The organism is Actinomycetota bacterium (genome assembly GCA_014360655.1).
GTDB lineage: Bacteria > Actinomycetota > Geothermincolia > Geothermincolales > RBG-13-55-18 > JACIXC01.
Genome location: JACIXC010000008.1, coordinates 16,069 through 38,416, shown reverse-complemented (window position 1 = coordinate 38,416; position 22,348 = coordinate 16,069). Strand labels below are relative to the sequence as shown.

16 protein-coding genes and 1 tRNA gene are annotated in these 22,348 nt (G+C 64.9%); 12 read left to right on the top strand and 5 right to left on the bottom strand.

Going from position 1 to position 22,348, the window contains the following annotated elements; translation table 11 throughout:
- The first annotated feature begins 597 nt into the window (after positions 1–597).
- Together H5T73_07055 and H5T73_07050 are read left to right on the top strand one after the other, a co-directional pair.
- Complete coding sequence (locus tag H5T73_07055; protein MBC7247519.1) at positions 598–1,146, top strand: DUF1097 family protein; 549 nt, start codon at positions 598–600, stop codon at positions 1,144–1,146.
- Positions 1,147–1,158: 12 nt separating this feature from the next.
- Positions 1,159–3,129, top strand: a complete 1,971-nt coding sequence (locus H5T73_07050; GenBank protein MBC7247518.1) for a hypothetical protein — start codon at positions 1,159–1,161, stop codon at positions 3,127–3,129.
- A 266-nt stretch (positions 3,130–3,395) separates the two neighbouring features.
- On the opposite strand, the gene H5T73_07045 is transcribed toward H5T73_07050, so the two are convergent.
- Together H5T73_07045 and H5T73_07040 are read right to left on the bottom strand one after the other, a co-directional pair.
- Positions 3,396–3,896, bottom strand: coding sequence for a GIY-YIG nuclease family protein (locus H5T73_07045; GenBank protein ID MBC7247517.1), 501 nt, complete (start codon positions 3,894–3,896; stop codon positions 3,396–3,398).
- Between the two features lie 242 nt (positions 3,897–4,138).
- Positions 4,139–5,080, bottom strand: coding sequence for a protease inhibitor I42 family protein (locus H5T73_07040; GenBank protein MBC7247516.1), 942 nt, complete (start codon positions 5,078–5,080; stop codon positions 4,139–4,141).
- A 1,704-nt stretch (positions 5,081–6,784) separates the two neighbouring features.
- Here H5T73_07040 and H5T73_07035 point away from each other — a divergent pair.
- The 4 genes from H5T73_07035 to H5T73_07020 all read left to right on the top strand — a co-directional run bounded on the left by H5T73_07035 (position 6,785) and on the right by H5T73_07020 (position 13,734).
- Positions 6,785–7,636 (top strand): SDR family NAD(P)-dependent oxidoreductase, encoded by an 852-nt coding sequence (locus H5T73_07035; protein ID MBC7247515.1) that lies wholly within the window; start codon positions 6,785–6,787, stop codon positions 7,634–7,636.
- Positions 7,637–8,018: 382 nt separating this feature from the next.
- Positions 8,019–9,236 carry an alcohol dehydrogenase catalytic domain-containing protein gene (locus H5T73_07030; GenBank protein ID MBC7247514.1) on the top strand — a complete coding sequence of 406 codons (1,218 nt, stop codon included), beginning with the start codon at positions 8,019–8,021 and terminating at the stop codon, positions 9,234–9,236.
- A 40-nt stretch (positions 9,237–9,276) separates the two neighbouring features.
- Positions 9,277–11,178, top strand: a complete 1,902-nt coding sequence (locus H5T73_07025) for an asparagine synthetase B (protein MBC7247513.1) — start codon at positions 9,277–9,279, stop codon at positions 11,176–11,178.
- Between the two features lie 105 nt (positions 11,179–11,283).
- Complete coding sequence (locus tag H5T73_07020; GenBank protein MBC7247512.1) at positions 11,284–13,734, top strand: FkbM family methyltransferase; 2,451 nt, start codon at positions 11,284–11,286, stop codon at positions 13,732–13,734.
- A gap of 200 nt (positions 13,735–13,934) precedes the next feature.
- Here H5T73_07020 and H5T73_07015 read toward each other — a convergent pair.
- A tRNA-Gly gene (locus tag H5T73_07015) sits at positions 13,935–14,010 on the bottom strand.
- 259 nt (positions 14,011–14,269) lie between these two features.
- On the opposite strand from H5T73_07015, the gene H5T73_07010 reads away from it, so the two are divergent.
- Positions 14,270–15,502 carry an NADH:flavin oxidoreductase gene (locus H5T73_07010; protein ID MBC7247511.1) on the top strand — a complete coding sequence of 411 codons (1,233 nt, stop codon included), beginning with the start codon at positions 14,270–14,272 and terminating at the stop codon, positions 15,500–15,502.
- 161 nt (positions 15,503–15,663) lie between these two features.
- Positions 15,664–16,080 (top strand): tetratricopeptide repeat protein, encoded by a 417-nt coding sequence (locus tag H5T73_07005; protein MBC7247510.1) that lies wholly within the window; start codon positions 15,664–15,666, stop codon positions 16,078–16,080.
- Between the two features lie 230 nt (positions 16,081–16,310).
- On the opposite strand, the gene nifS is transcribed toward H5T73_07005, so the two are convergent.
- On the bottom strand, positions 16,311–17,474 hold the full coding sequence (gene nifS / locus H5T73_07000) for a cysteine desulfurase NifS (GenBank protein MBC7247509.1): 1,164 nt from the start codon (positions 17,472–17,474) through the stop codon (positions 16,311–16,313).
- Between the two features lie 187 nt (positions 17,475–17,661).
- On the opposite strand from nifS, the gene H5T73_06995 reads away from it, so the two are divergent.
- The 3 genes from H5T73_06995 to H5T73_06985 all read left to right on the top strand — a co-directional run bounded on the left by H5T73_06995 (position 17,662) and on the right by H5T73_06985 (position 20,288).
- Positions 17,662–18,258 (top strand): NUDIX hydrolase, encoded by a 597-nt coding sequence (locus tag H5T73_06995; GenBank protein MBC7247508.1) that lies wholly within the window; start codon positions 17,662–17,664, stop codon positions 18,256–18,258.
- A gap of 156 nt (positions 18,259–18,414) precedes the next feature.
- Positions 18,415–19,566: an ABC transporter permease gene (locus H5T73_06990; GenBank protein ID MBC7247507.1), complete on the top strand. Its 1,152-nt coding sequence runs from the start codon at positions 18,415–18,417 to the stop codon at positions 19,564–19,566.
- Between the two features lie 5 nt (positions 19,567–19,571).
- On the top strand, positions 19,572–20,288 hold the full coding sequence (locus tag H5T73_06985; GenBank protein MBC7247506.1) for an ABC transporter ATP-binding protein: 717 nt from the start codon (positions 19,572–19,574) through the stop codon (positions 20,286–20,288).
- Between the two features lie 309 nt (positions 20,289–20,597).
- On the opposite strand, the gene H5T73_06980 is transcribed toward H5T73_06985, so the two are convergent.
- Positions 20,598–20,927, bottom strand: a complete 330-nt coding sequence (locus H5T73_06980) for a hypothetical protein (protein MBC7247505.1) — start codon at positions 20,925–20,927, stop codon at positions 20,598–20,600.
- A 385-nt stretch (positions 20,928–21,312) separates the two neighbouring features.
- On the opposite strand from H5T73_06980, the gene H5T73_06975 reads away from it, so the two are divergent.
- Positions 21,313–22,197: a radical SAM protein gene (locus tag H5T73_06975; protein ID MBC7247504.1), complete on the top strand. Its 885-nt coding sequence runs from the start codon at positions 21,313–21,315 to the stop codon at positions 22,195–22,197.
- Positions 22,198–22,348: the final 151 nt, after the last annotated feature.

Below are 22,348 nucleotides of genomic sequence, written 5' to 3'. Positions count from 1 at the left end.
CGCTCTCTTTTCGCCGTTCCTCGAACCCCTTTTCCTATTTTTCCTCTTCGACGCGGCCCCCCGCATCAGCCTCCGGGTGCCGCCCCACGGCCGGATAACCGGGGGGCATAAATAATCAAGGAAGGCAGGCCGATACAAATACAAAACAGGCGTTTTAGTCGGAGCGGGCGACCGGCGTGGCGAGGGGCGCTTTCAACGTAAGGTCGCGGAGGGGAGCTGCCGGTGGGTGATGCGATGGCGGCCGGAACGGGGTATGAAGGGTATAGAGGAAAAACGTGGAAAAATAGCATAGTAGGTTTGATGTATCAAGAGGAAGGCGGATGAAAGGGAGGTACCGCGGCGGGGAAAAGACGCCGGGGAACGGGGTTCCGGGAGCGCGCGGCCGGGTGGAGTTCGTGTTGCTAAACGGGCCGGGATCGGTTAATAATTATAGCGTGGGGAGCGGGTGTCGGCCGGAGGAGGTGAGGCACACGTCCTGATCCTTCCGAGTATCTTTCTTCTGCCTTTTCCCTTGTTCTGCCGTAAGGCACGGCGGGAAAAGGTTTCGTGAGAGATCGTAAGGGCGGTTTTATATCTCCGACGCGAAAGGGGGGAGAGATGGAAAACGTCAAGCGTAACGCCATCCTGGCCGTTATCCTGGCCGTGGTGGCATTCTTCTGGATCTGGTTCTTCGACTACCTCGGGGCCAAGGCCTACTGGGTGGCGCTCATCTCCTTCGGGGTGTGCCTGGCCTACGGTTCCGCCCTCGCGCGCTCCCTGCCCTGGATGACCCTGGGAGGGGTGCTGGGGGTGTTCGCGGGGCTCCTCACCTACCTGCTGTACATGCTGGTCTTCCCGTTATATTACGGGCTCTCGGTGGCCATCGCCGGGGCCATCTTCATCCTCATCGCCGCCCTGGTGTCCATACCAAAGATGCGCGAGATGCTCCCCATGTTCCTGGTGGGATGGGGGGTGTTCCAGGCGGCCATGGCGCGCTTTGAGTACCTTTTCGCGGAAAAGCCCATTGAGGGCATGCCCCGCGTGCTGCCCACCCTCTTTGGGGTCATCCTCTCGCTGCTCTTCGGGATGCTCCTGGCCGCCGTCCTCGACGCTGTGGTCCTGCGCCGGAGCGCCGCGGCGGCCGAGAGCGCCGGCGGGTCGGAATAGGAGGTGGTTGCGGTGAAGCGACTGAGAAGGATCCTGGTGGTGCTCATCGCCCTGGGCATGGTCGTTTCCCTGACCATGATCCTCCCGGCCAGCGCCGAGACGGACACCAAGGGGAGCCAGAAGGTCAGGAGCTCGGAGTTCGTCCTCTGCAACCTGGATTCCACGGGAGAGATAGAAGGGGTGCAGGTCTTCGACATCCTCGACCTCAAGGGAGACGGCCCCTTCAACGTGCGGGAGAGGAAATCCATCGAGGGGGATGCCAGCTGGCAGGGCGTGCACGGCTTCAAGAAGCCCAAGGTCGAGGGGGACTACATCGTCTGGGAGGGCCTGAAGGCCAAGGGCAGCGCCAGCTACGTGGCCGGCGCCAAGCTCTCCGAGTCCATGGTGGAGGACGTCCGCACGCGCATCCCCCTGGACCTCCGTTTCAAGTACAAGTTCGACGGCGCGCCGGTGAGCGACCTGAACGAGATCACCGGCAAGAGCGGGCGCTTCGAGCTCGAGCTCACCCTGCGCAACACCAGCAAGGAGAAGACCCGGGTGACGTACAAGGACCCGGACACCGGGCAGATGGTGGAAGATGAGGTCGAGACCTACCTGCCCATGGTCATCTCGCCCTACGACTGGTACTTCGACAACCGGGTGTTCTTCAACGTGGAGGCTGACCCCACGGGGATGGTCATACCCATGCCCGACTTCACCAACGTGCAGTGGAACATACCCCTCTTCCCGCCCGCCACGCAGGAGAGCCACACCATCTGGGTGCGGGCGGACGTGAAGAACTTCCAGATGCCGCCCCTGACCATCGGCGCCGCCTTCCTCATCCCGGAGACCAACCAGGAGGACAGCACGTTCCTGTTGAAGTCGGGGCTGGAGCAGATCTACGCCGGGTTGAAGAAGCTCGACGAGGGGGTGGGTGAGCCGGAGAAGGAGGACACCCTGCTCTATGGGATAACCGCCGTGCACGAGGGGCTGGGCAAGCTGGGCGCGGGGCTGCCCGAGGCCAAGGTCAGCCTGGACGAGAAACTCATCACCGGCGTCGCCCAGATCGTGTCGGGCATCGGAGCCGCAAATATCAAGGATACCCTTCTCTATGCCGTCAACGCCGTGATAAACGGGCTCAACGGCATTAAGGCGGGTATCGGCAGCGGCATGAGCGACTCCGGTTCCACCATGCTCAAGGGCATGGAAACGTTAAAGTTGATGCTTAGTAGCCCTGCAGGCGCGTTGGGCCCCACCTGGCCGGGAGGCATCGAGCAGCTTGCTACCAACATCATCGGTGCAGCTACGCCTCTTTTGTCGCATACAGATCCAAATGTTGTGACCGCAGCAACTAACATTGTCTCCCTGGCTCAAACGATCATAGCCTTCGTCAAAGGCCCCGTATCGTCACCCCTCGTGCCCGCTCTGCAAATAGCAGAAAGCGTGAAGGGTGGATTGAACTCAGTAAAGGCGGGCATCGGCTCCGAAAGCACCAGTGACACGCTGCTTTACGCCATGGCGGCGATCCAGGCAGGACTCGATAAGATAAAGGCTGGCCTCTCAACCGGGAGCTTGAGCAACCCCGGCGTCAAGGAGGGCCTGATCCTGATCTCCGAGGGCCTGGGAGAGGCGATAGCGGGCATCGGCAGCTCCGGGACTCCCGATACCCTGCTCTACGGGACCAACGCCGTCAAGGAAGGCCTCGCCAGCGTGGGCGACGGGACGGGACAGCTCGCCCGCGGCGTCTACAACTTCCTCAAGGCCTTCTACATGACGGACGCGCAGGTGGCGGCCATCACCAAGCGCGGCGAGGAGTACGACCACCTGCTGGGCAAGGCCGATGACGCCGAGAACCAGGTGCGCTTCCTCTTCCAGACCAAGCCCACCTACAACTACACCACGGGCGGCAAGGGAAGCTGGGTGGTGGCCATCGTGCTATCCCTCATCATCGCCCTCATCCTGGTGGGCGGGGGGATCATGCTGAGTCGCCGCGGCACGGCCTGAACGCGCGGATAAAAAAGGAAGGGCGCCCTTGCGGGCGCCCTTCCTTTTTTCCCGGACAGGTTCCGCGCAACACCCCGAGGCGGGCCAGGAACGTTGCTTTCGCAACACCCCGAGGTCGGGCCTAAAATGTTGCCTTTCGCAACACCCCGGTGCCTGACCCCGTTCTTTGCACGCGCACCCAGGAATCGGGCCTCATTCGCTGCCTCTGGCAACTCCCCAAAAGGATACTTCATCCACGCCATCAGCTCCGCTGGTGCAACCTCTTTTCAACGAAGCGGGAAAGGCGGCCGGCACGTCAAAACACGCGGCAGGGATCCATCATCCGGACGCGGCCTCTTTTCGCCGAAGTGGAGGAGGTGGCCGGGGCAGCGGCAGTCGGAGGACCCGAAGCCCGCGAGGCCGCCGCGGTCCCCGCCTATCTCCTCCAGGTCGGAGGCCAGGGCGCATTCCCCCACCTCCAGCGGGTATACCCAGACCTCCTCAAGCGACGACATCTCCAGGAAGTGGTCGATATGCCAGAAGAGGCGCTTGCCCTGCTTTCCAGCGCGGGCGTGGCGCGCCAGGCGCGCGGGCAAACCCCTGCGGGCGCGCCCCACGTAGGCGTAATAGCCGGGGCGCAGGCGCAGCTCCCCCAGGACGCCGTGTCGCAGGGTGCGCTCGCGCCCGACCCTTGCCACAAGGACGTAAACCCCGCTTTGCGGCAGTTCCCTCAACGCGCGCGATGCAAGCGCTCCCCCGCCCGCCACGTGAGGCCTTTCCCCTTTCATCCTTGCGAAGTAAGTGGCCCTCCCTTCCCCGCAAGGGAAGGGAGGCAGCCAAGTCCCGCTTCCCTCGGCAGGCCGGGACGCAGCCGGCATACCTGTCCGGCGTACGGCTCGCGCGCCGTCTCGCGAGAGCCGCACCGTCCGGTCACACGCTCAACGCCGCCGCCTTCCCTGCGGCCGGCTCGCCTACTAAGCGCATAAAAGCGAGGCCCCGCAAGGGAGCCCCGTCACACGACGATGGGTGCCTAGTGCTCCGCGGCCTCCTCCCCTACGGCCTTCACCTCCACATGGAAGGTCTTGGTCTCCTCGGGCGCCGCCTCCTTCTCCCAGGGCCGCGCGTAGGCCAGGGTTATCTCGGCCTTCCCCGGACCCACCGCCTCGAAGGTCCATACCTCCTCCCCGGGGGCTCCTACTCTTTCCTCTCCTTCTCCGCCGCCCTTGCTCTCGAAGGTCGCGCTCACCAGGGAAAGGATCTCCCCGTCCAGGGGCTCCGCGAGCTGCCACTGGTAGCCGGTGGTGGGGTTGGACTCCAGGACGATGGCGAACTCGAGCCCCTCCTCGACCTCGATGGCCTCGTCGGGGTTGTCGTATTCCTTGGGCTCCTTGTCCGTCGCACCCTTCTTCTTCACCCAGACGGAGAAGACCAGGGTCTCGGCTTCCGCGCCGGCCTCCACGCTGCCCGTCTCCACGTCGGTGGTGGCTTCCCCACCGGCCTCGCCGGTGGATCTTCCCGCCGCTTCCCCGGCATGGGTTGTAGCGCCGCCTTCCGCGGCGCCGCCCTCTTCCGCCGTGCCCGCCTCTTCTTCTCCCAAGGCCGGCGATGGGCTTTCCTCCTCCCAGGGCCGCGCGTACTTGAGCTCGATGGTTGTGCGCCCCAGGCCCACCGCCTTGAAGATCCACCTCTCCTCACCGGGGGCGCCCAGGAGGTTGGACTCCGGCTCCTCGAACTCCGTTTTCTGGAGGGTGATTATCTTCTCGTCCAGCTCCTTCTGCAGCATCCAGCGGTAGCCGGTGGTGGGGTTGGACTCCAGCGCGATGGTGAACTCCTCTCCCTTTTCCACCACGATGGGAACGGACGGATCCCGGTATTCCTTCCCCCCGCCGTTCACGGCGCAGCCCCCCAGGGAGAGGACGAGGGCGACGGCGAAGGCACCGATCACTATCGCTGCCGTCTTGGTGTGCTTCATTTCCTGGTTCCTCCTCTTTCCTGCCTGTGCCGGCGCTGTTCTTCTTCCCTCTTTCCATAACCGCTTTCTTTCCATAACCGCGTGAATATTATAGCGCAGCGCCAACCGTATGGCTAAGGAGCGAGGACGTGGATCAAAGCAACGTTTGGCAACACCCCGTTGCCTGAGCCCGCTCGTTGCGCGAGCAGCTCCCTCGAAACGCCATCGCGAGGAGCTCCCTCGAACCGTCATGGCAAGGACCCCCATTAAACGTCATCGCGAGGAACTTCCTCGAACCGTCATGGCAAGGACCCCCATTAGACGTCATCGCGAGGAGCGAAGCGACGAAGCGATCTCCTCCGTCCACTACCGCCCTCCCGGTGCCCGTGCTCCTTCCCTCCTCCCGGGGAGATCGCTTCGTCGGCGCTTGCGCGCCTCCTCGCAATGACGGGTGCCGGGCGCTTGCGCGCCTCCTCGCAATGACATTCTCAGGACGGGCTTCATCGCGATGACATCCTTGGAGCGCGCCTCCTCGCAATGACGGGTGCCGGGCGCCCGCGCGCCTCCTCGCAATGACGGGTGCCGGAACGTCACCACGAGGAACCCCTCTTAAACGCCGTCGCGAGGAGCTCCCTCGAACCGTCATGGCAAGCAGCTCCCCGAAACGCCATCGCGAGGAGATCCCTCGAACCGTCATGGCAAGCAGCTCCCCGAAACGCCATCGCGAGGAACTTCCTCGAACCGTCATGGCAAGGACCCCTATTAAACGCCGTCGCGAGGAGCGAAGCGACGAAGCGATCTCCTCCGTCCACTACCGCCCTCCCGGTGCCCGTGCTCCTTCCCTCCTCCCGGGGAGATCGCTTCGTCGGCGCTTGCGCGCCTCCTCGCAATGACGGGTGCCGGGCGCCCGCGCGCCTCCTCGCAATGACATTCTCAGGACGGGCTTCATCGCGATGACATCCTTGGAGCGCGCCTCCTCGCAATGACGGGTGCCGGAACGTCACCACGAGGAACCCCTCTTAAACGCCGTCGCGAGGAGCTCCCTCGAACCGTCATGGCAAGCAGCTCCCCGAAACGTCATCGCGAGGAACTTCCTCGAACCGTCATGGCAAGGGCCCCCATTAAACGCCATCGCGAGGAACTTCCTCGAACCGTCATGGCAAGGACCCCTATTAAACGCCGTCGCGAGGAGCGAAGCGACGAAGCGATCTCCTCCGTCCACTACCGCCCTCCCGGTGCCCGGGCTCCTTCCCTCCTCCCGGGGAGATCGCTTCGTCGGCGCTTGCGCGCCTCCTCGCAATGGCGGGTGCCGGAACGTCACCACGAGGAACCCCTCTTAAACGCCGTCGCGAGGAGCTCCCTCGAACCGTCATGGCAAGGACCCCCATTAAACGTCATCGCGAGGAGCGGAGCGACGAAGCGATCTCCTCCGTCCACTACCGCCCTCCCGGTGCCCGTGCTCCTTCCCTCCTCCCGGGGAGATCGCTTCGTCGGCGCTTGCGCGCCTCCTCGCAATGACATTCTCAGGACGGGCTTCATCGCGATGACATCCTTGGAGCGCGCCTCCTCGCAATGACGGGTGCCGGGCGCTTGCGCGCCTCCTCGCAATGGCGGAGACCGAACGGGCGCAGGACGTGCCCTGGAACCCGTGCCCTACCACTTGTGTTCGGGCGGTGTGATATGGTAATGGGCGGATGGTCCGGCAAGAGTAAGGAGGTGCGCGTGATGGGCTTTTTCGAGGGGAAGACGGCCGTGGTCACGGGCGGGGGTTCCGGCATCGGCAGGGCCCTGGCGCACGCCCTGGCGGAGGCGGGATGCCGCGTGGCCATAACCGACATCGTGCCCGAGCGCATCGGGCAGGTGGTGGAGGAGCTGAAGGCGAAGGGCGCGGCGGCGCGCGGCTACCGGGTTGACCACTCCAGGCGGGAGGAGGTGGAGAGGTTCGCCGGGAGGTTCCTCGCCGACTGGGACCACGTGGACATCCTGTGCAGCAACGCGGGCGTGGGCATGGGAGGACGCTTCGTGGAGACCTCCCTCGAGGACTGGGAATGGGTGCTGGGGATAAACCTGTGGGGCGCCATCTACACCCTGCACGCCTTCGTCCCGCACATGATCGAGCGCAAGGGCGGTTCCATCCTCCTCACTGCCAGCGACGCCGGCCTGGTGGCCATTCCCGGCATGGCCGCCTACCAGACCAGCAAGTACGGGGTGGTGGGGCTGGGGGAGACGCTGCGCATGGAGCTCTACGAGCACGGCATCAAGGTGAGCCTCCTCTGCCCGGGGTTCATCAACACCAACATCATCAGGGATGGCAGGATCTACCTGTACAACTCCACGGGCAGGAGCACCCGGCCGGAGATCGAGAAGTTCTACGCCACCAGGGGAGTGGACCCCGCCGTGGTGGCCGCCGCCGGCCTGCGCGCCCTGGAGAAGGACATCGGGATCACCGTGGTTCCCTGGTCCCACAGTGGCCCCCAGTACCTGCTGAAGAGGGTCTCGCCGCAGCTCTACCACCACCTCTTCCGCTTCCTGTGGAGGAAGGGGATCATCCACCGCTTCTTCGGCGCCCGACCCTGAGGCGAGTAGCGGGCCCGATCTTGTTCCCGGGTACTCTCACGCCTCAGGGCATCGCGCAAACGGGCAGGGGAGAAGCCAGGTCCCTCGCTCTCCGCTGCTTCACTGGAGGAGACAGTGGGTGAAAAAACCGTTCCGGGGGATCAATCTGGGAGCCCGTTCTCAACCGGGAGCCCGTTCCCGACGTCAGCACTCCAGGGACATCATCACCCGACCCCGCCGGATGATCCCGGGCCATGCGCGAAGCGGCATCCCGGCAGATAAGCCCTAGCCCCCGTGCCCGGGTTAGAATAGACTTGGAGATATAAAGCCATCCGAAGCTGTTCGGCGGCCTGGCATCGGCATACAAGGAACCTGGTAAGATCTGGGAGAGGAGGTCGTTACCATGAAGGCGCTGACTTTCGAGTACAGCATCCCCCGCTACCTGGTCACGGGGGCACTCGCCGACCGCATGCCCCGGGTGCTCTTCAGCGGCCTGGCCCCGGTGCAGTTGCGGGAGGCCCCCGAGCCGGAGCTTCCCGGGCCGGACTGGGTGAAGATCAGGCCCCGCCTGGCGGGCCTTTGCGGGAGCGACCTCAGCATCATCAGGTGCCACGAGAGCCTCACCCTCCAGCCCTTCGCCTCCTATCCCTTCGTGCTCGGCCACGAGGTGTGCGGGGAAGTGGCGGAGCTCGGACCCGGGGTCGAGGGTTTTTCTCCGGGGGAGCGGGTGGCGGTGATCCCCTGGCTCGCTTGCCGCGAAAGAGGTATCCATCCGCCGTGTCGCATGTGCGCCCAGGGAAGACCGCAGCTGTGCGAGAACTTCACCGAGGGCAGGTTCGCCCCGGGGATGTTCGCCGGTTCCAACGCCGACGTTCCCGGCTTCATCAGCGAGATGAGCGTCGCTCCGCAGCACAACCTGGTCAAGGTGCCCGAAAACCTGAGCGACGAGAACGTGGTCATGGTGGAGCCCTTTTCCACCTGCCTGCACATGGTCCTCGCCAACGACATCCAGCCCGGCGAGACGCTTCTGGTCTTCGGGTGCGGGGTGATGGGCCTGTGCACCCTCGCCGCACTCAAGGCCCTGCACCCGGAAAACCGCGTGCTGGCGGTGGAGCCGGACCCCTTCCATGCCGGGCTGGCGCGGGAGCTGGGGGCGGAGGAGGTCATCAAGCCCGGCGGCAGGCAGTTCTACCGCAGGGTCGCCGAGCTCACCGGGGCCAAGATGCACACCCCCCTGGCGGCGGACCCTCTGCTCATAGGAGGCGTGGACCGCGTCTTCGACGCCGTGGGCAACACGCGCACCGTGCAGGCCTCCTTCCGTATCCTCGCCAACGGGGGCGCCTACAACCTGCTGGGTATCGCTCCCATCGGGAGGGTCGACTGGACCCCCGTGTGGCTGAAGGAGCTCACCATAAGGGGGATCTATGGATCCCAGCGCGACACCTGGCAGGGGGCCACCGCGTTCGACTTCGAGATCGCCATCCGGCTCATGGAGGAGGGGAAGATCGACCTCTCCCGCCTGGTGACCCACAGGTTCCGCCTCGACCAGTACCACCAGGCCCTGGATGCGGCCCTGAACAAGGGGAAGCACCACGCGGTGAAGATCGCCTTCGTCCCCTGAGCGCCAAGGGGGGCGACCCGGGTCACGGGAGGGGCGAGGCGTGGCGGGATTGGTGGGATTATTTACCAGTGATACATTGGAGCGGGAGCGCGGCGAGCGGCTTCTCAAGGCCATGGCCGGCGACATCTCATACACCGGGGAAGAGCCCGTGGACCTCTGGGTGGAAGAGCAAGCGGCCGTCTCGCGTGTACATCACGGGATCCTGAACCCGCAACCGCAGCCCCTGCGCAACGAGGATGGGTCCATCCTCGTCTTCATGGACGGTGAGGTCTTCGACTACCAGTCCGGTAAACAACGGCTCTCCCGGCAGGGCCACCGTTTCCGCTACCCGGACAACGACGCCGAGTACGTTCTCCATCTCTACGAGCAGGAGGGGCTCGAGGCCTTCCGCGAGCTCAACGGCTCGTTCCTCGTCGCCCTCTACCACGTGGACTCGGGAAAACTGGTGCTGGCCACCGACCGCGTCAACTCGCGCCCCGTTTATTACCACTGGAATGGAAGGGACCTGGTCTTCGGTAGCCAGGTGCGGCCCCTGCTCAGGTTCCCGGGCCTTTCCCGCGAAATTGACCTGCAGGCGGTCTGCGAGTTCTTCACCTTCAGGAAGATCCTGGGATATCGTACCTTCTACCGATCCGTGAGCTCCCTCCCGGCGGCGAGCGTCCTCTGCCTCGAGCACGGCCAGCCCCGGGTGAGTCGCTACTGGAACTGGGAGCGGAAAGACGAGTTCAGGACTAAACGCCACTACATCCACGCCTTCGCCGAGGCCATGAAAAAGGCGGTGGAGAGAAGGACCGGGGGCGGCCACCGCCTGGGGATCCTCCTGAGCGGGGGGCTGGACTCGAGGACGGTGCTTTACGCGGCGGGGAGGGGGAAGATCGCCACCGCTTTCACCATAGCCGATCACCCCAACCGGGAGTTGAAGGTGGCCCGCAGGCTCGCCGCAGGGTACGGGTGCCGACACGTCATACTCTGGAGGGACCTCGACCACTACCTGAGGATGGTGCCGGGGGCGGTGGCCATCGGCGACGGCATGTATTCCTGTAACCACGCCCACAACCTGGGCTATTTCGAAACCATGCGCGAACATGCCGATATCCTCCTGCACGGGGTCGCTTTCGGATGGTTGTTCAAGGCATATCTCGTGCCCCTGAAGCAGCGCACCCTCTTGGGCCATTCCGTGACCATCCCCGTCGCCGACATCCACGAAGACGTATCCCCGGATGAGATGATATGGAACATCCTGGGCTACAGCATGATCGAGATCAGCCGGAACATCTTCAACATGTCCGCACGGGAGGTGACCGAGCTCATGCTGGCCTCCGTGGAGTCACAATACAATAACCCCATCGCGCCGGAGATCATCCGTGAGGCCCGCAAGACGCCCGCCTACCTTTCCGGCATCCTTGACGCCCGCCAGTTCGGCGATCACTTTCACATCATCCACAATCGCGCTCACATGGACGAGAGGACGGTGTCCTTCGACAACGACCTCGTCGACCTGGCGCTCTCCGTGCCCACGGGCCTGATGGTGGGAAACCGGTTGATAAAGGGCATCCTGCCCAGGATCTCGTGGAGAACCGCAATAGCCACCAACGCCAACACGGGACTGCCCGCGGCCACCCCGCCACGGCTCGAATCGTTACTGCTGGCGCTGGAACCCACGGCAAGAAAGCACCTCTTCAAGCCCGTGCCCGCGCCTCACCCCGCGTTCTCCACCGGGTCATGGCCCAACTACCCGGAGCTGATCCGCCACAACCGGAAGCTGAGCGACCTGATGCTGGCGACCATAGAGGACGAGGAATGCCTGGACCCTCGCCTGTTCAACCTGGACCGCATCAGGGCTGTTTTCCATGAGCACATGGAAGGTAAAGCGGATTACAGCGAGATTCTCTTCCTGCTGCTCACCTTCGGCCGGTGGCACAAGGAATACGGGAGTAAGTGATAAGGGATGCACCTCGGCCGCAAGGTCACGCGAGGTCACGCGCATTGATAAACATGCGCTCTTTCGCCATAATTAAGCCCTGTGAATGGACTTAAGGTGATCGGGATGGAAGAAAACGGCTCGCCTTTCCGCTACGATTACGACCTGGAAAGGTTAACGGCGATAACCCCGAGAGGCAGGGATTTCCAGATGCTGATAACCCCCAGGTTCATAGAGCATTATTACGAAAAACCCTTCGAGGGCTTCTCCTGCGAACTGCTGCTCCATCACATGCGGGAAGGCATGCTCTTCGTCGACGTGGGGGCCCACTACGGCTACTACACCCTCCTGGTGGGAACGGCATGCCCCGGATGCAGGATCATCGCCCTGGAGCCGGTGCCCGAGAATCACGCCGTGCTGGAGCGGAACGTGGCCCTCAACGGGCTCGCAAACGTGGAAACGCACAACCTCGCCGTATCCGACTGCGAGGGGTGGAGGAAGTTCAAGATAAAGGAGGCCTCGGACTCCTGCGGGTTCCATGACCACCCCCTGACCCGCACGGTAAGGGAGATCGAGGTAAGGACGACAAGGCTGGACGCTTTTCTCGACCTTCCGCCCGCGGCGCCCGTGTTCATCAAGATAGACACGGACGGGCACGAGCCCTTCGTCATCAGGGGCATGAAGGGGCTCCTGGAGAAAAACGCGGAGGTCAAACTCCTGGTGGAGTTCAATCCGAAGTGCCTGCGAAAAGCGGGCTACGAGCCGGAACGGTTCCTGGAAGAGATAAGCGCGCTCGGGTTCGAGATGCACGCCGTCGACGAGCGCAACGGGATGACCTACCGCGTCGCGGAGGACCGCTTCGACCGCTGGTCCGAATACCTGCCCGGGGGCGACGAGATGGCCTATATCAACCTCCTCTGCCTGAAGAAGGAAAGATCCCTGAGCGTCTGCTTCTTCTCCCATTCCTCCGACCTCGGCGGGGCGGAGAGGAGCCTCCTGGAGCTGGTCAGCGAGTTGGTCGAGGATCACGGGGCGCTGTGCACCGTGGTCATTCCCGGAAACGGCCCGCTTCCGGAAAAGATGGCGCGGGCGGGGGCTTCCGTCGTCAAGGCCGGCTATTCGTGGTGGTGGAAACCGGAGGCCATGCCTCCCGCGCGGAAAGAGGCCCTTTACGTCGACAGCGCGGGCGAAGTCGCCTACCTCATCGAACGAGCGCTGCGCAAGGTCGATCCGGATGTGATCGCCACCTTCACCACGCTCATACCCTGGGGCGCCTTTGCCGCCTCCCTCCTCGGCAAACCGCATGCCTGGTTCGTCCGCGAACTCGGTGACCGCGGCCAGCCCCTGAAAGCACCCCTGCCTCCCGACGAAACCGCCCGCTTCATCGAGCAATCCTCCTCGGCCATCGTGGTGAACTCGCATTTCATCAGGAAGGAGCTCTTCCCGGACGACGGCAACGGGAAAGTGCTGACCGTGTATAGCCGGGTCGAGATACCCGCAGGCGCCCTCGAAGGGCACGAGGGGACCTGCTTCGAGAGGGAGGGCGCCACCAGGCTGATGGTGGCCGGCGCCGTGTACGAACAGAAGGGCCAGAGGGATGCCGTCCTGGCCGTCAGGGAGCTGGTGCACTGCGGCAGGGACGTGGAACTGGCGATCATGGGCCACTGCGTTTCGGAATACGCGGCGAACCTGAAGAAGATGGTCGAGGAGGAGGGTCTGGAAAAATATGTCAAGTTCGTCGCCTTTCGGGAGAATCCCTATCCTTTCCTGGACCAGGCGGACATCGTGCTTTCCTGCGGCAGGCACGAGGCCTTCGGCCGGTCGATCATCGAGGGGATGCTCCTGAAAAAGCCCGTCATCGCCACCTCGGCAGGCGGAACGCTCGAATTGGTGCGGGACGGGTTCAACGGTCTGCTCTACGCGCCCGGGGACCACCGCCGGCTCGCCGCGCACATCGCCTACCTCGCCGACAACCCGGAGGAAGCGAGGAGGCTCGGCGAGAACGGCTTTGCTTTCGCCTCCCGCACTTTCACCAGGGAGGAATACGGCGGCAGGATCTACGGGTTGCTGAGGAGATTGAAGGACGAACGGGCAGGCGAGACTCCGCAAGCGGCCTTTGCCCGCGACGGAAAGACCTTCTTCGAGGCCCTGCGGCGGGTGGCTGCCGCCGGGGACCCCCTGATCACTTCCCTGGTAATAAAGCTAGGGAGTTCCCTGGCGGAAAAAGAGAGGCGCATAGCGGAGCTGACCGACTCCCTCCATGCCGGGGAGGAACGGATCGCGGAGCTCCACGCCAGGATAGGTGAACTCAACGCCCAGGTGGGGCAGCTCGACTACGACCTTGAGGTGAGGGTGGAGCAGATCGTGGAGCGCGACATGCGCATCGCGGCCCTGGAGAACATCATACGGCATATGGAGGGGCGCATGGTGATACGGCTCGCCGGCAGGTACCAGCGCGCGGTCGATAGGCTGCTGCCTACCGGAACGTGGAGACGCCGCTGCCACGACCTGTTGATGAAAGGGTTACGGACATTGGTAAATGAAGGCTGGAGGGCCTTCGGGCGGAGGCACGGGTAGTAACACGCCGGTCGGGAAGCGTTCCGCCGGCCACGGCGCTCCTAAACCCTCGCACCGATAGATAAAACGGTCCGGGCGTTCCCCTTTCCCGCGCGCAGCTCCGTCTTGCGGCGCACGCGGGAGCGACCCCGAAGCGGGGAGCGCCTCGCGATGGAACGGGGTTGAAAAAAGCCGGAGGTCCTGCCTCCGGCTCGCTCTTCTGGAGCGGGTCACGGGGATCGAACCCGCGGCCTCGAGCTTGGGAAGCTCGCGCTCTGCCAACTGAGCTAGACCCGCCCTCGACGAAACCTTATTATACCACAGCCCGCGAGGGGCGGACTGCGAGGGCGAAATCGTGGTTCGAGCAGGCAGGGGGGCCGTGCAGCCCCTCCCGCAACTCCCGCAACCGCATGCCGCCGCCTCCGGCATGGCCGCGACGGGCAAGGCGCGTGTGGCAAGCAAAGCGCATATAATGTAAGGGGAGAGGCGTGCCGTAGCGGGCACGTCTTCCGTAACCGCCGAGCGGGGAAATCCACGTAGCGCAAAGGGGGAGCTGATGCCGGGGGCGACTCCTTTCGAAAAGGGCAGCATCGGCCAGCTCGAGCTGCCAAACCGCTTCGTGCACAGCGCCACCTGCGAGAACATGGCCACCTCCGAGGGGGAAGTGACGGAGCCGCTGCTCTCGCGGTACCGGAAGCTGGCGCGAGGTGGCTTGGGCCTGATCATCACGGGGCACATGTACGTCCATTCCTCCGGCAAGGCGCACACCCTGCAGACCGGCATTCATGAGGATCACCTGCTCCCGGGGCTGCAACGCCTCACCGGCGCCGTCCACGGCGAGGGGAGCAGGATCGTCTTCCAGATCTCCCACGCCGGCAGGCAGACCACCAGGAAGATCGCGGGCACCAGGCCCATGGGCCCCTCCGGTTTCCGGCGCGACCCCATTTTCCTCGTCAAGCCCCGGGAAATGAGCGAGGAGGAAATAATCCTCGTCATCCGGTCCTTCCGGGAGGCGGCCAGGAGGGCGGTGGAGGCCGGCGCGGACGGCATACAGGTGCACGCCGCCCACGGCTACCTCGTCAACCAGTTCCTTTCCCCCTTCCTCAACCGCAGGACGGACGCATGGGGGGGAGACGAGGAAAGGCGCTTTCGTTTCCTCCGCGAGATCATACTGGCCGTGAGGGAAGTGCTTCCCGGCACCATGCCGCTCCTGGTGAAGATCAACGCCAACGACCACACCCCGGGAGAGGGGATCACCCCGCCGCTGGCGGCGCGCTACGTACGCCGCGTGCGTGAGCTGGGAGTGGATGCCGTGGAGGTGAGCTGCGGGGGATGGTTCAACTTCCTGGAGACGCTGCGCGGCGAGGTACCGGTGAGGGAGATGGTATACATATCGCCCTGGTGGAAAAAACTGCCTGCAGCCATGATCATGCGGCGCCAGGTGGGCAGGCATGACCTGGTGGAGGGTTACAACCTCGAGGCGGCCCTGGCCGTGAGGGAATCCCTGGGGGAAGGCAAGCTGCTCCTCGTGGGCGGATTACGCACTCTCGCCTTCATGCGGGAAGTGCTGGAGAAGGGGCTCGCGGATTTCATATCCCTGTGCCGGCCCCTCATCCGGGAGCCCGAACTGGTGAAAAAATTCGCGGAGGGCCGGGCGGATAAGGCGTCATGTACTTCCTGCAACCGCTGCATCGTGGCCATAACCCACGGCCTTCCCGTCGCGTGCTACCGCCATTCCTTCATCGGGCGGGATCGCCCCACCTCCCGGACCGTGGTCATGCGCCGGTAACGGATCGCTGCGGGCCGCGGCGCGCCCCAGCTCGCCGCGGACGCTTTCCCGGAGGCGGCAGAGCGTATGGCGAACTCCGGTACTTTCAATGCAATCGGGGTGAATCTATACTAAGCAAGGGGGTGAAAAGCACGCGGACACGATAACGTGGAGGAAGCAAGATGGAGATGGACGAGGATTTCGACCTCTTCGACATAGAGTTCTTCAACGTGAACCTGGCCATAACCCGTATGAGCCTTGCCTCCATCCACGCCTCGGAGGGCAAGATCGACGCCGCCATCGAGGAATACACCCAGGTGCTGGAGTTCGACCCCAACATCTACCTCTGCTACGTCAACCGCGGAAGGCTCTTCGGCCGCAAGGGAGAGCGGGAAAAGGCCAAGGAGGACTTCACCCGGGCCATCAAGCTGGAACCGCAGGTGGCCATCACCTACATATACCGGGGCGACCTCTATTACCAGGAGGGTGACTACGTCTCCGCCCGCGACGATTACCGCAAGGCGCTGGAGCTCAACCCCGAGAGCAGGGAGGCAAGGGAACGCCTGCAACGCCTCAAGGGTTCCGATCTTGCTCCTTGACCCGAATATCCCCTGGGACATGCGGCAAGCGCGGCGAGCCCGCGCGCCGCAAACACGAAGGTCTTCCGTCGCCCGTTGATCCCGGGCGGTCCGTCCCGCGCCATGCACACCCTACAGGCGGGAGGGGCTCCCGCGCAACATCGGCAGCCCGCATCCCTCGCCATGCCAAGCGGGGGTCACCCGCGGCGATATCGGCGCAATGACGGGCGAAAGGGTGTCTTTCGGTGTTTTCACGCCCCCGGGTAGAGGGGGGACATGGCGCGGAGGTCCTCTATTACTTTGGGGATATTTTCCAGGATGTAGTCCACGTCTTCCATGGTGTTGTCGCGTCCCAGGGTGAGGCGCAGGCTGCCGTGCGCCTCCTCGGGAGGGATGCCGAGTGCCAGCAGCACGTGGGAGGCCTCCCCCCGCTCCGAGCTGCAGGCGGACCCGGTGGAGGCGGCCACGCCCAGGAAATCCAGGCGCAGGCATATGGCCTCCCCCTCGATGTAGGAGAAGAGGAAGTTGGCGTTGTTGGGCAGGCGCCGCGTGGGATGCCCGTTGAGCCTGACGTGGGGTATGCCTTCCAGGATCCCCTCGACGAGCCTGTCGCGCAGGGGTCGCACGTGCTCGGAACGTTCCCGCCACTCGGCCGCCGCCAGCTCCATGGCCACGCCGAAACCCACTATCCCTGCCACGTTCTCCGTCCCCGAGCGCATCCCCCTCTCCTGGCCCCCTCCCAGGAGGATGCTCTCGATCTCCACGCCCCGTCGCACGTAGAGGCATCCCACACCCTTGGGCCCGTAGATCTTGTGCGCCGACACGGAGAGAAGATCCACCCCCAGCCGCCCCACGTCGACCTCCAGGGCGCCCATCGTCTGCACGGCGTCGCTGTGGAAACAGATCCCAGCCTCGCGGCACACGGCGGAGATCTCCTCAACCGGCTGGATGGTGCCCACCTCGTTGTTGGCGTGCATCACCGATACCAGAACGGTCGCCGGAGTGATGGCCCTGCGCACCTCCTCCGGGTCCACCATACCCGTGCCGTCCACGGGAAGGTAGGTGACCCGGTAGCCCTCCCTTTCCAGGAAATGGCATGGCTCCAGGACCGCGTGGTGCTCGACGGTGGTGGTGATGACGTGGTCGCCCCTGCCGCGCAGGGCCCGGGTCACCCCCAGCAGGGCAAGGTTGTCGGCCTCCGTGCCGCCGCTTGTGAAGAACACCTCGGCGGGGTCGGCCCCGATGGCCCGCGCCACCTTGGCGCGCGCCTCCTCCACCGCCCTGCGCACTTCCCGGCCTTCCGCGTACACGCTGGAGGGGTTGCCGAAGCGCTCGCGCAGGAAGGGGAGCATGGCCTCCGTCACCGCGGGGTGAAGGGGCGTGGTGGCCGCATGGTCCATGTAGATCCTCTTCATGACATGAAGAATTATATAATCGGTGCCGCGCAAGTTGAAAGGCGGGCCACCCGCGGCGCAGGTACGCTGTCCGCCTCCCCTCGCTCTCCCGCGAGCCGGGAGGCGCGCGACCCCATGGCAGGGTGCCGTCGTCTCCGGCATGACGTGCGCACTTCTATCCTCGTGGGCCTGGGTATAAGATGTTGGCATGGCTTACGTCACGGACGAGATGATAAGGGAGATGGAGGAGAGGTTCGGGACGCCGCGCCACCTCCACCTTAACTTCGAGATAAAGCCCCCGGAGATGGTCATGCTGCGGGGCTCCAGGAAGCACGACCGCAACCACGACATCACCCTTTTCATATTCCGGGACCGCTCCTACCGCGAGTTCGCGGCCATCGCCAAGCACATGTTCCCCGCCGGCGCCTTCCGGGCTCCCTCGGGGGCCGCCAACCCCGGGGAACCGCTGGAGGACGCGGCGCGGCGGGAGGCGCGCGAGGAAACGGGGCTGGAGATCGCGCTGGACCGCTTCATCCTGCACATCCACGCCCGTTTCACCTGCGGCCCCGCCGTCGAGGACTGGAGGAGCCTGGTCTTCACCGCTTTCCACGACGGGGGAGAGCTGGCGCACCAGGACGAGGAGGAGATCAGGGAGACCTCGTGGCTGACCCTGGAGGAACTGCAGGGCCCGGTAAGGGAGATGCTCCTCGCCACCGGCATGGGGCTCTTCGCCTACCGCGTTGCCCTGCACGACGCCGCGGCGGCGGAGATAGAAAAGCTGAGGAGGGATGCCTCCCTGCTCTGACCGGCGGTCCGCCACCACCCACGACCGTGGACCCGGCCATGCCGTGACCCTGCGACCTCCGCGTGCCCTGGATCATATCCATCCCCGGGCACGATAAGCTAATCTGGTTACCGTGAACGCGGACCATCACGCCTGGTAGCGGAGGGAGGTAGTCTCTTGGTCAAGTACGTCCTGCGGAACATGTGGAGGCGCAAGGCCCGCACCCTTCTCACGGTGTTCGGCATCGTGGTGGGCATCTTCGCCCTCACCGTCCTGGGGGCCCTTTCCGCGCGACTCAACCAGCAGGTGCAGGGGGCGCGCAGCTGGTTCTCCTCCAAGATCTCGGTGGTCCCCTCAGGGAGCAGCCTCTTCGGGGGTTCCGACCGCTACCTGGAGGTCTCAAAGGTCGGGGAGATCGAGGCGGTGCCCGGGGTGAAGAGCGCGGTGGCCGGCTTCGGATTGCTGCTCTCCGATGAGAGCACCGGCTTCGGCACCCCTGAACTCATCGTGGGCGCCGACCTGTCGAGGGCCGGCGACCTCCTCCGGCTCATCGACATCGGCAGCGGGCGCATACTCGAGGCCGGCGACAGCGGGAAGGTGGTGCTGGGATCCACCCTGGCGGAGAAATTCGAGGTCGGGGTGGGGGATACCATCGAGCTCAGGGGAAGGAGCTTCGAGGTGGTGGGCGTCTACCAGCCAACCCTTTCCGCGCCCGACTCCTTCGCCTTCGTCTCCTACCAGGACGCCCTGGATCTCTTCAGGGAAGTCAACCCCTACTTCCAGGTCGGGGACATAGCCGCCACCATAGACGTCATCCCTGCGGAGGGGGTGGACGCCGAGGAACTGGCGGCGCGCATATCGGAGAGCGTGGCTGGGATTAAGGTCATATCCCCCCGCGAGGCGGAAAAGCAGATATCGCAGTTCAGCCTGATATTCAACGCCATCCTCCTGGGCATAGGTTTCATCGCCCTGGTGGTGGGTGGCCTTTCCATCATCAACACCATGATCATGTCCGTCTCCGAGCGCACCCAGGAGATCGGGCTGAAGAAGGCCCTGGGAGCGGGCACCGGTTCCGTCCTCGCGGAGTACCTCCTCGAATCGGCCCTGATCGGCCTGTGGGGCGGGACTGCGGGCATGCTCTGCGGCCTGCTGGCGGTGCTGTTCCTCAATCGCGCCACGGCGGCCAGCAACGTCACCATCTTCACCGTGACCCCCACGGTGGTGCTGGGCCCCGTCATCTTCGCCGTGTTCCTGGGAACGGCGGCCGGGCTCTTCCCCGCCTACCGCGCGGCGCGCCTGAGGCCCGTGGAAGCCCTGAAGGAGGACTGAGCGGGATGATCGAGGTCAGGGATATTTCCAAGATATACCATATAGGCGGCACGGAGATACGGGCCGTGGACGGCCTGAGCCTGCGCATAGAGGCGGGGGAATTCCTCTCCATCGTGGGGCCATCGGGCTCCGGCAAGACCACCCTCCTGCATATCCTGGGCCTGCTCGACACCCCCGATACCGGGAGCGTCCTGCTGGACGGAAGGGAAACGACGGGCCTTCCCCCTCGGGAACTCACCCGCCTGCGCAGGGAGAAGATCGGCTTCGTCTTCCAGGAGTTCAACCTCCTGCCCGTGCTCAACGCCCTGGAGAACGTGGAGCTCCCCCTGCGCTACCTCGGGGTGAACGCGGCGGAGAGGCGGCGCCGTGCCCGGCGGGCGCTGGAGATGGTGGGGCTTGCCGACCGCGCCGCCAACCGTCCCGGCCAGCTCTCGGGCGGGGAACAGCAGCGGGTGGCCATCGCCAGGGCGCTGGTCACCGACCCCGTGCTGGTGCTGGCGGACGAGCCCACCGGCGAGCTTGACACCTACAACACCTGCCGGGTCATCGAGCTCATGCGCGACCTCAACCGGGAGACGGGCCGGACCTTCGCCATCGTCACCCACGACCCCATGGTGGCGGATTACACCCGCCGCATCGTCACCCTGCGCGACGGCAAGGTGAGCGACGACAGCGCGGGCCCGGAGGCGGACCTTTCCTGCGAGGAAGACGGGGCGAGGTAAGGGGCCACCTCCTTTCCCTCGCAGCGCATCGAGTGATCCCTCGCCTCGCTTGAAAAGCCCCTTCCGGCCGCTCCCGGCGGCGCAAACGACCCGTTGCCCCACGACCCGCGCAAGGAACGCATCCCGGCGGGAGGGGGTATGACGCCACGCACATGCGCGCACCCCGGGTCACGGGCCCGTGTCACGCAATGAACACATCCCGGGGGAAGGGGCGGTGAATTTGGGGCCGTGCCGGTAGGAAGCCAAGATAGTAGATGACCGGGGGGCGGGAGCGCCGGGTTTCGACCCGGAGCCCGGCGGCACCAAACGTTATCCCTCTTCCCCCGTGCGGCGCACGAAAACCCGGAATATCCTCTCCCCTCCCGCCAAGAAACACTCCGCGCACCCGCCCTCCGCCTCCGCGTCAAGCTCCACGAGGAGGCATTCGAAGCCCAGCTCCCCGTACTCGTCGAGCACCCGCTTCAGGTGGTCCCCCGCGGAGACCACGGCCTCCCTCCATCCCTCTCTCTCCGCCCCGGACGCGTCGGAGACCAGGCGGCAGTGAGGGGGGAAGTTCACCCGCTCGCCCTTTCCGTTTCCGCCCACGTCCTTCCCGCTACCGCCCACGCCGTCTCCTTTCTCACCACCGTCCATCCCCATGTCGTCTCCCCCACCGCCGAGCACCCACACCGGAAGCCGCCCGTGCCCGCGGGCATCTTCACCCTATCTTCAATTTATTTCCTATCAACGCGCTTGGCTGCCGCCTCCCGTTATCGGTCAACCCGAGGTATCTCGAAGGGATCTGTCCTATAATTATAGATGACGGGAGGAAACGACCCGAGGCGACCGCATCCACGGCGGGCTCCTGACGGCCTTCATGCGCGCAGGTCAGGCCGGCGGCCCGGGGCCGTGTGGAAGGGGCGCCCTTGCCCGGCGCCGGCCGGGTAATCGCCGCGAGGGTGGCACGCCCCGGCATGCAGCGAGGGAGCGCGCGGGCAAAGAGGCGGTCGCAAGGAAGAGAACGCGAGGGAGAAAAAGAGGAGGCATGAGAGAGATACTGCGTTACGAGGAGCCACTGTTCCGGCCGCCCTGCGAGGCGGGCAGCCTCATCGTGCAGGTAACCCTCGGTTGCCCCCATAACCGCTGCGCCTTCTGCAACATGTACAAGGTGAAGAAGTACCGGGTGCGCGACCCGGAGGAGGTCAAGGCGGAGCTGAGGAGGGCGCGGCTGGCTTTTCCCTACGTGGAGACCATCTTCCTGGCCGACGGGAACACCATCGCCATGAATTCCGAGAAGCTCGCGGACATCATTCGCTACATCCGCGACCTCTTCCCGGAGGTGCGCCGTATCTCCAGCTACGGCGGCGCGCGTTTCCTCAAGGGTAAGCCGGTGAAAGCCCTGCGCATGCTGAGGGAGGCCGGCCTGGACATCATCTACTTCGGGCTCGAAAGCGGGGACGACGAGACCCTGGCCAGGATGGAGAAGGGCGTGGACTCGCGCGGGATGATCGAGGCCGCCCGCCGCGTGAAAGAGGCGGGGATCGACCTCTCCGTGTACGTGCTGCTGGGGCTCGGGGGCGAGGAGCGCTGGCGGCAGCACGCCGAGAACACCGCCCACGTGCTCAACGCCATGCAGCCGCAATACATCCGGCCCCGCACCCTCTACCTCCTTCCCGGCATGCCCCTCTACGACGACGCGAGGGCCGGCCTGTTCCGCGAGGCCTCGGGGGAGACGGTCATGCGCGAGCTGCAGGTGATGCTGAGCCTGCTCGACCTGGAGGACACCTGGTTCCTCTCCGACCACATCTCCAACTACGTGCCCGTCTACGGGCACCTCCCCGAGGACCGGGAGAAGATGCTCCGCACCGTGGAAATGGCGCTGGACAGGGCCGAGGTATACCTGGCCCCACGCCACCTCACCCATCTCTGACGTAACGCATTCCCGCCATAACGATGACGCGCAGGTCGATTACCCGGGAATCGTTCTCCATGTCGCGCACCGGCATCCCGCCAAAGCGCGACTGCCCGCCCGGTCGCCGTGGCACGAGTGCTGCAATAAACGGATGTCCGGCCGCGGACAA

Excerpts from the sequence above, each read along its gene's own strand:
- H5T73_07055 (MBC7247519.1), top strand. The coding sequence starts at position 598 with ATGGAAAACGTCAAGCGTAACGCCATCCTGGCCGTTATCCTGGCCGTG.
- H5T73_07045 (MBC7247517.1), bottom strand. The coding sequence starts at position 3,896 with ATGAAAGGGGAAAGGCCTCACGTGGCGGGCGGGGGAGCGCTTGCATCG.
- H5T73_07040 (MBC7247516.1), bottom strand. The coding sequence starts at position 5,080 with ATGAAGCACACCAAGACGGCAGCGATAGTGATCGGTGCCTTCGCCGTC.
- H5T73_07035 (MBC7247515.1), top strand. The coding sequence starts at position 6,785 with ATGGGCTTTTTCGAGGGGAAGACGGCCGTGGTCACGGGCGGGGGTTCC.
- H5T73_07030 (MBC7247514.1), top strand. The coding sequence starts at position 8,019 with ATGAAGGCGCTGACTTTCGAGTACAGCATCCCCCGCTACCTGGTCACG.
- H5T73_07020 (MBC7247512.1), top strand. The coding sequence starts at position 11,284 with ATGGAAGAAAACGGCTCGCCTTTCCGCTACGATTACGACCTGGAAAGG.
- H5T73_07010 (MBC7247511.1), top strand. The coding sequence starts at position 14,270 with ATGCCGGGGGCGACTCCTTTCGAAAAGGGCAGCATCGGCCAGCTCGAG.
- H5T73_07005 (MBC7247510.1), top strand. The coding sequence starts at position 15,664 with ATGGAGATGGACGAGGATTTCGACCTCTTCGACATAGAGTTCTTCAAC.
- nifS (MBC7247509.1), bottom strand. The coding sequence starts at position 17,474 with ATGAAGAGGATCTACATGGACCATGCGGCCACCACGCCCCTTCACCCC.
- H5T73_06995 (MBC7247508.1), top strand. The coding sequence starts at position 17,662 with ATGGCTTACGTCACGGACGAGATGATAAGGGAGATGGAGGAGAGGTTC.
- H5T73_06985 (MBC7247506.1), top strand. The coding sequence starts at position 19,572 with ATGATCGAGGTCAGGGATATTTCCAAGATATACCATATAGGCGGCACG.
- H5T73_06980 (MBC7247505.1), bottom strand. The coding sequence starts at position 20,927 with ATGGGGATGGACGGTGGTGAGAAAGGAGACGGCGTGGGCGGTAGCGGG.
- H5T73_06975 (MBC7247504.1), top strand. The coding sequence starts at position 21,313 with ATGAGAGAGATACTGCGTTACGAGGAGCCACTGTTCCGGCCGCCCTGC.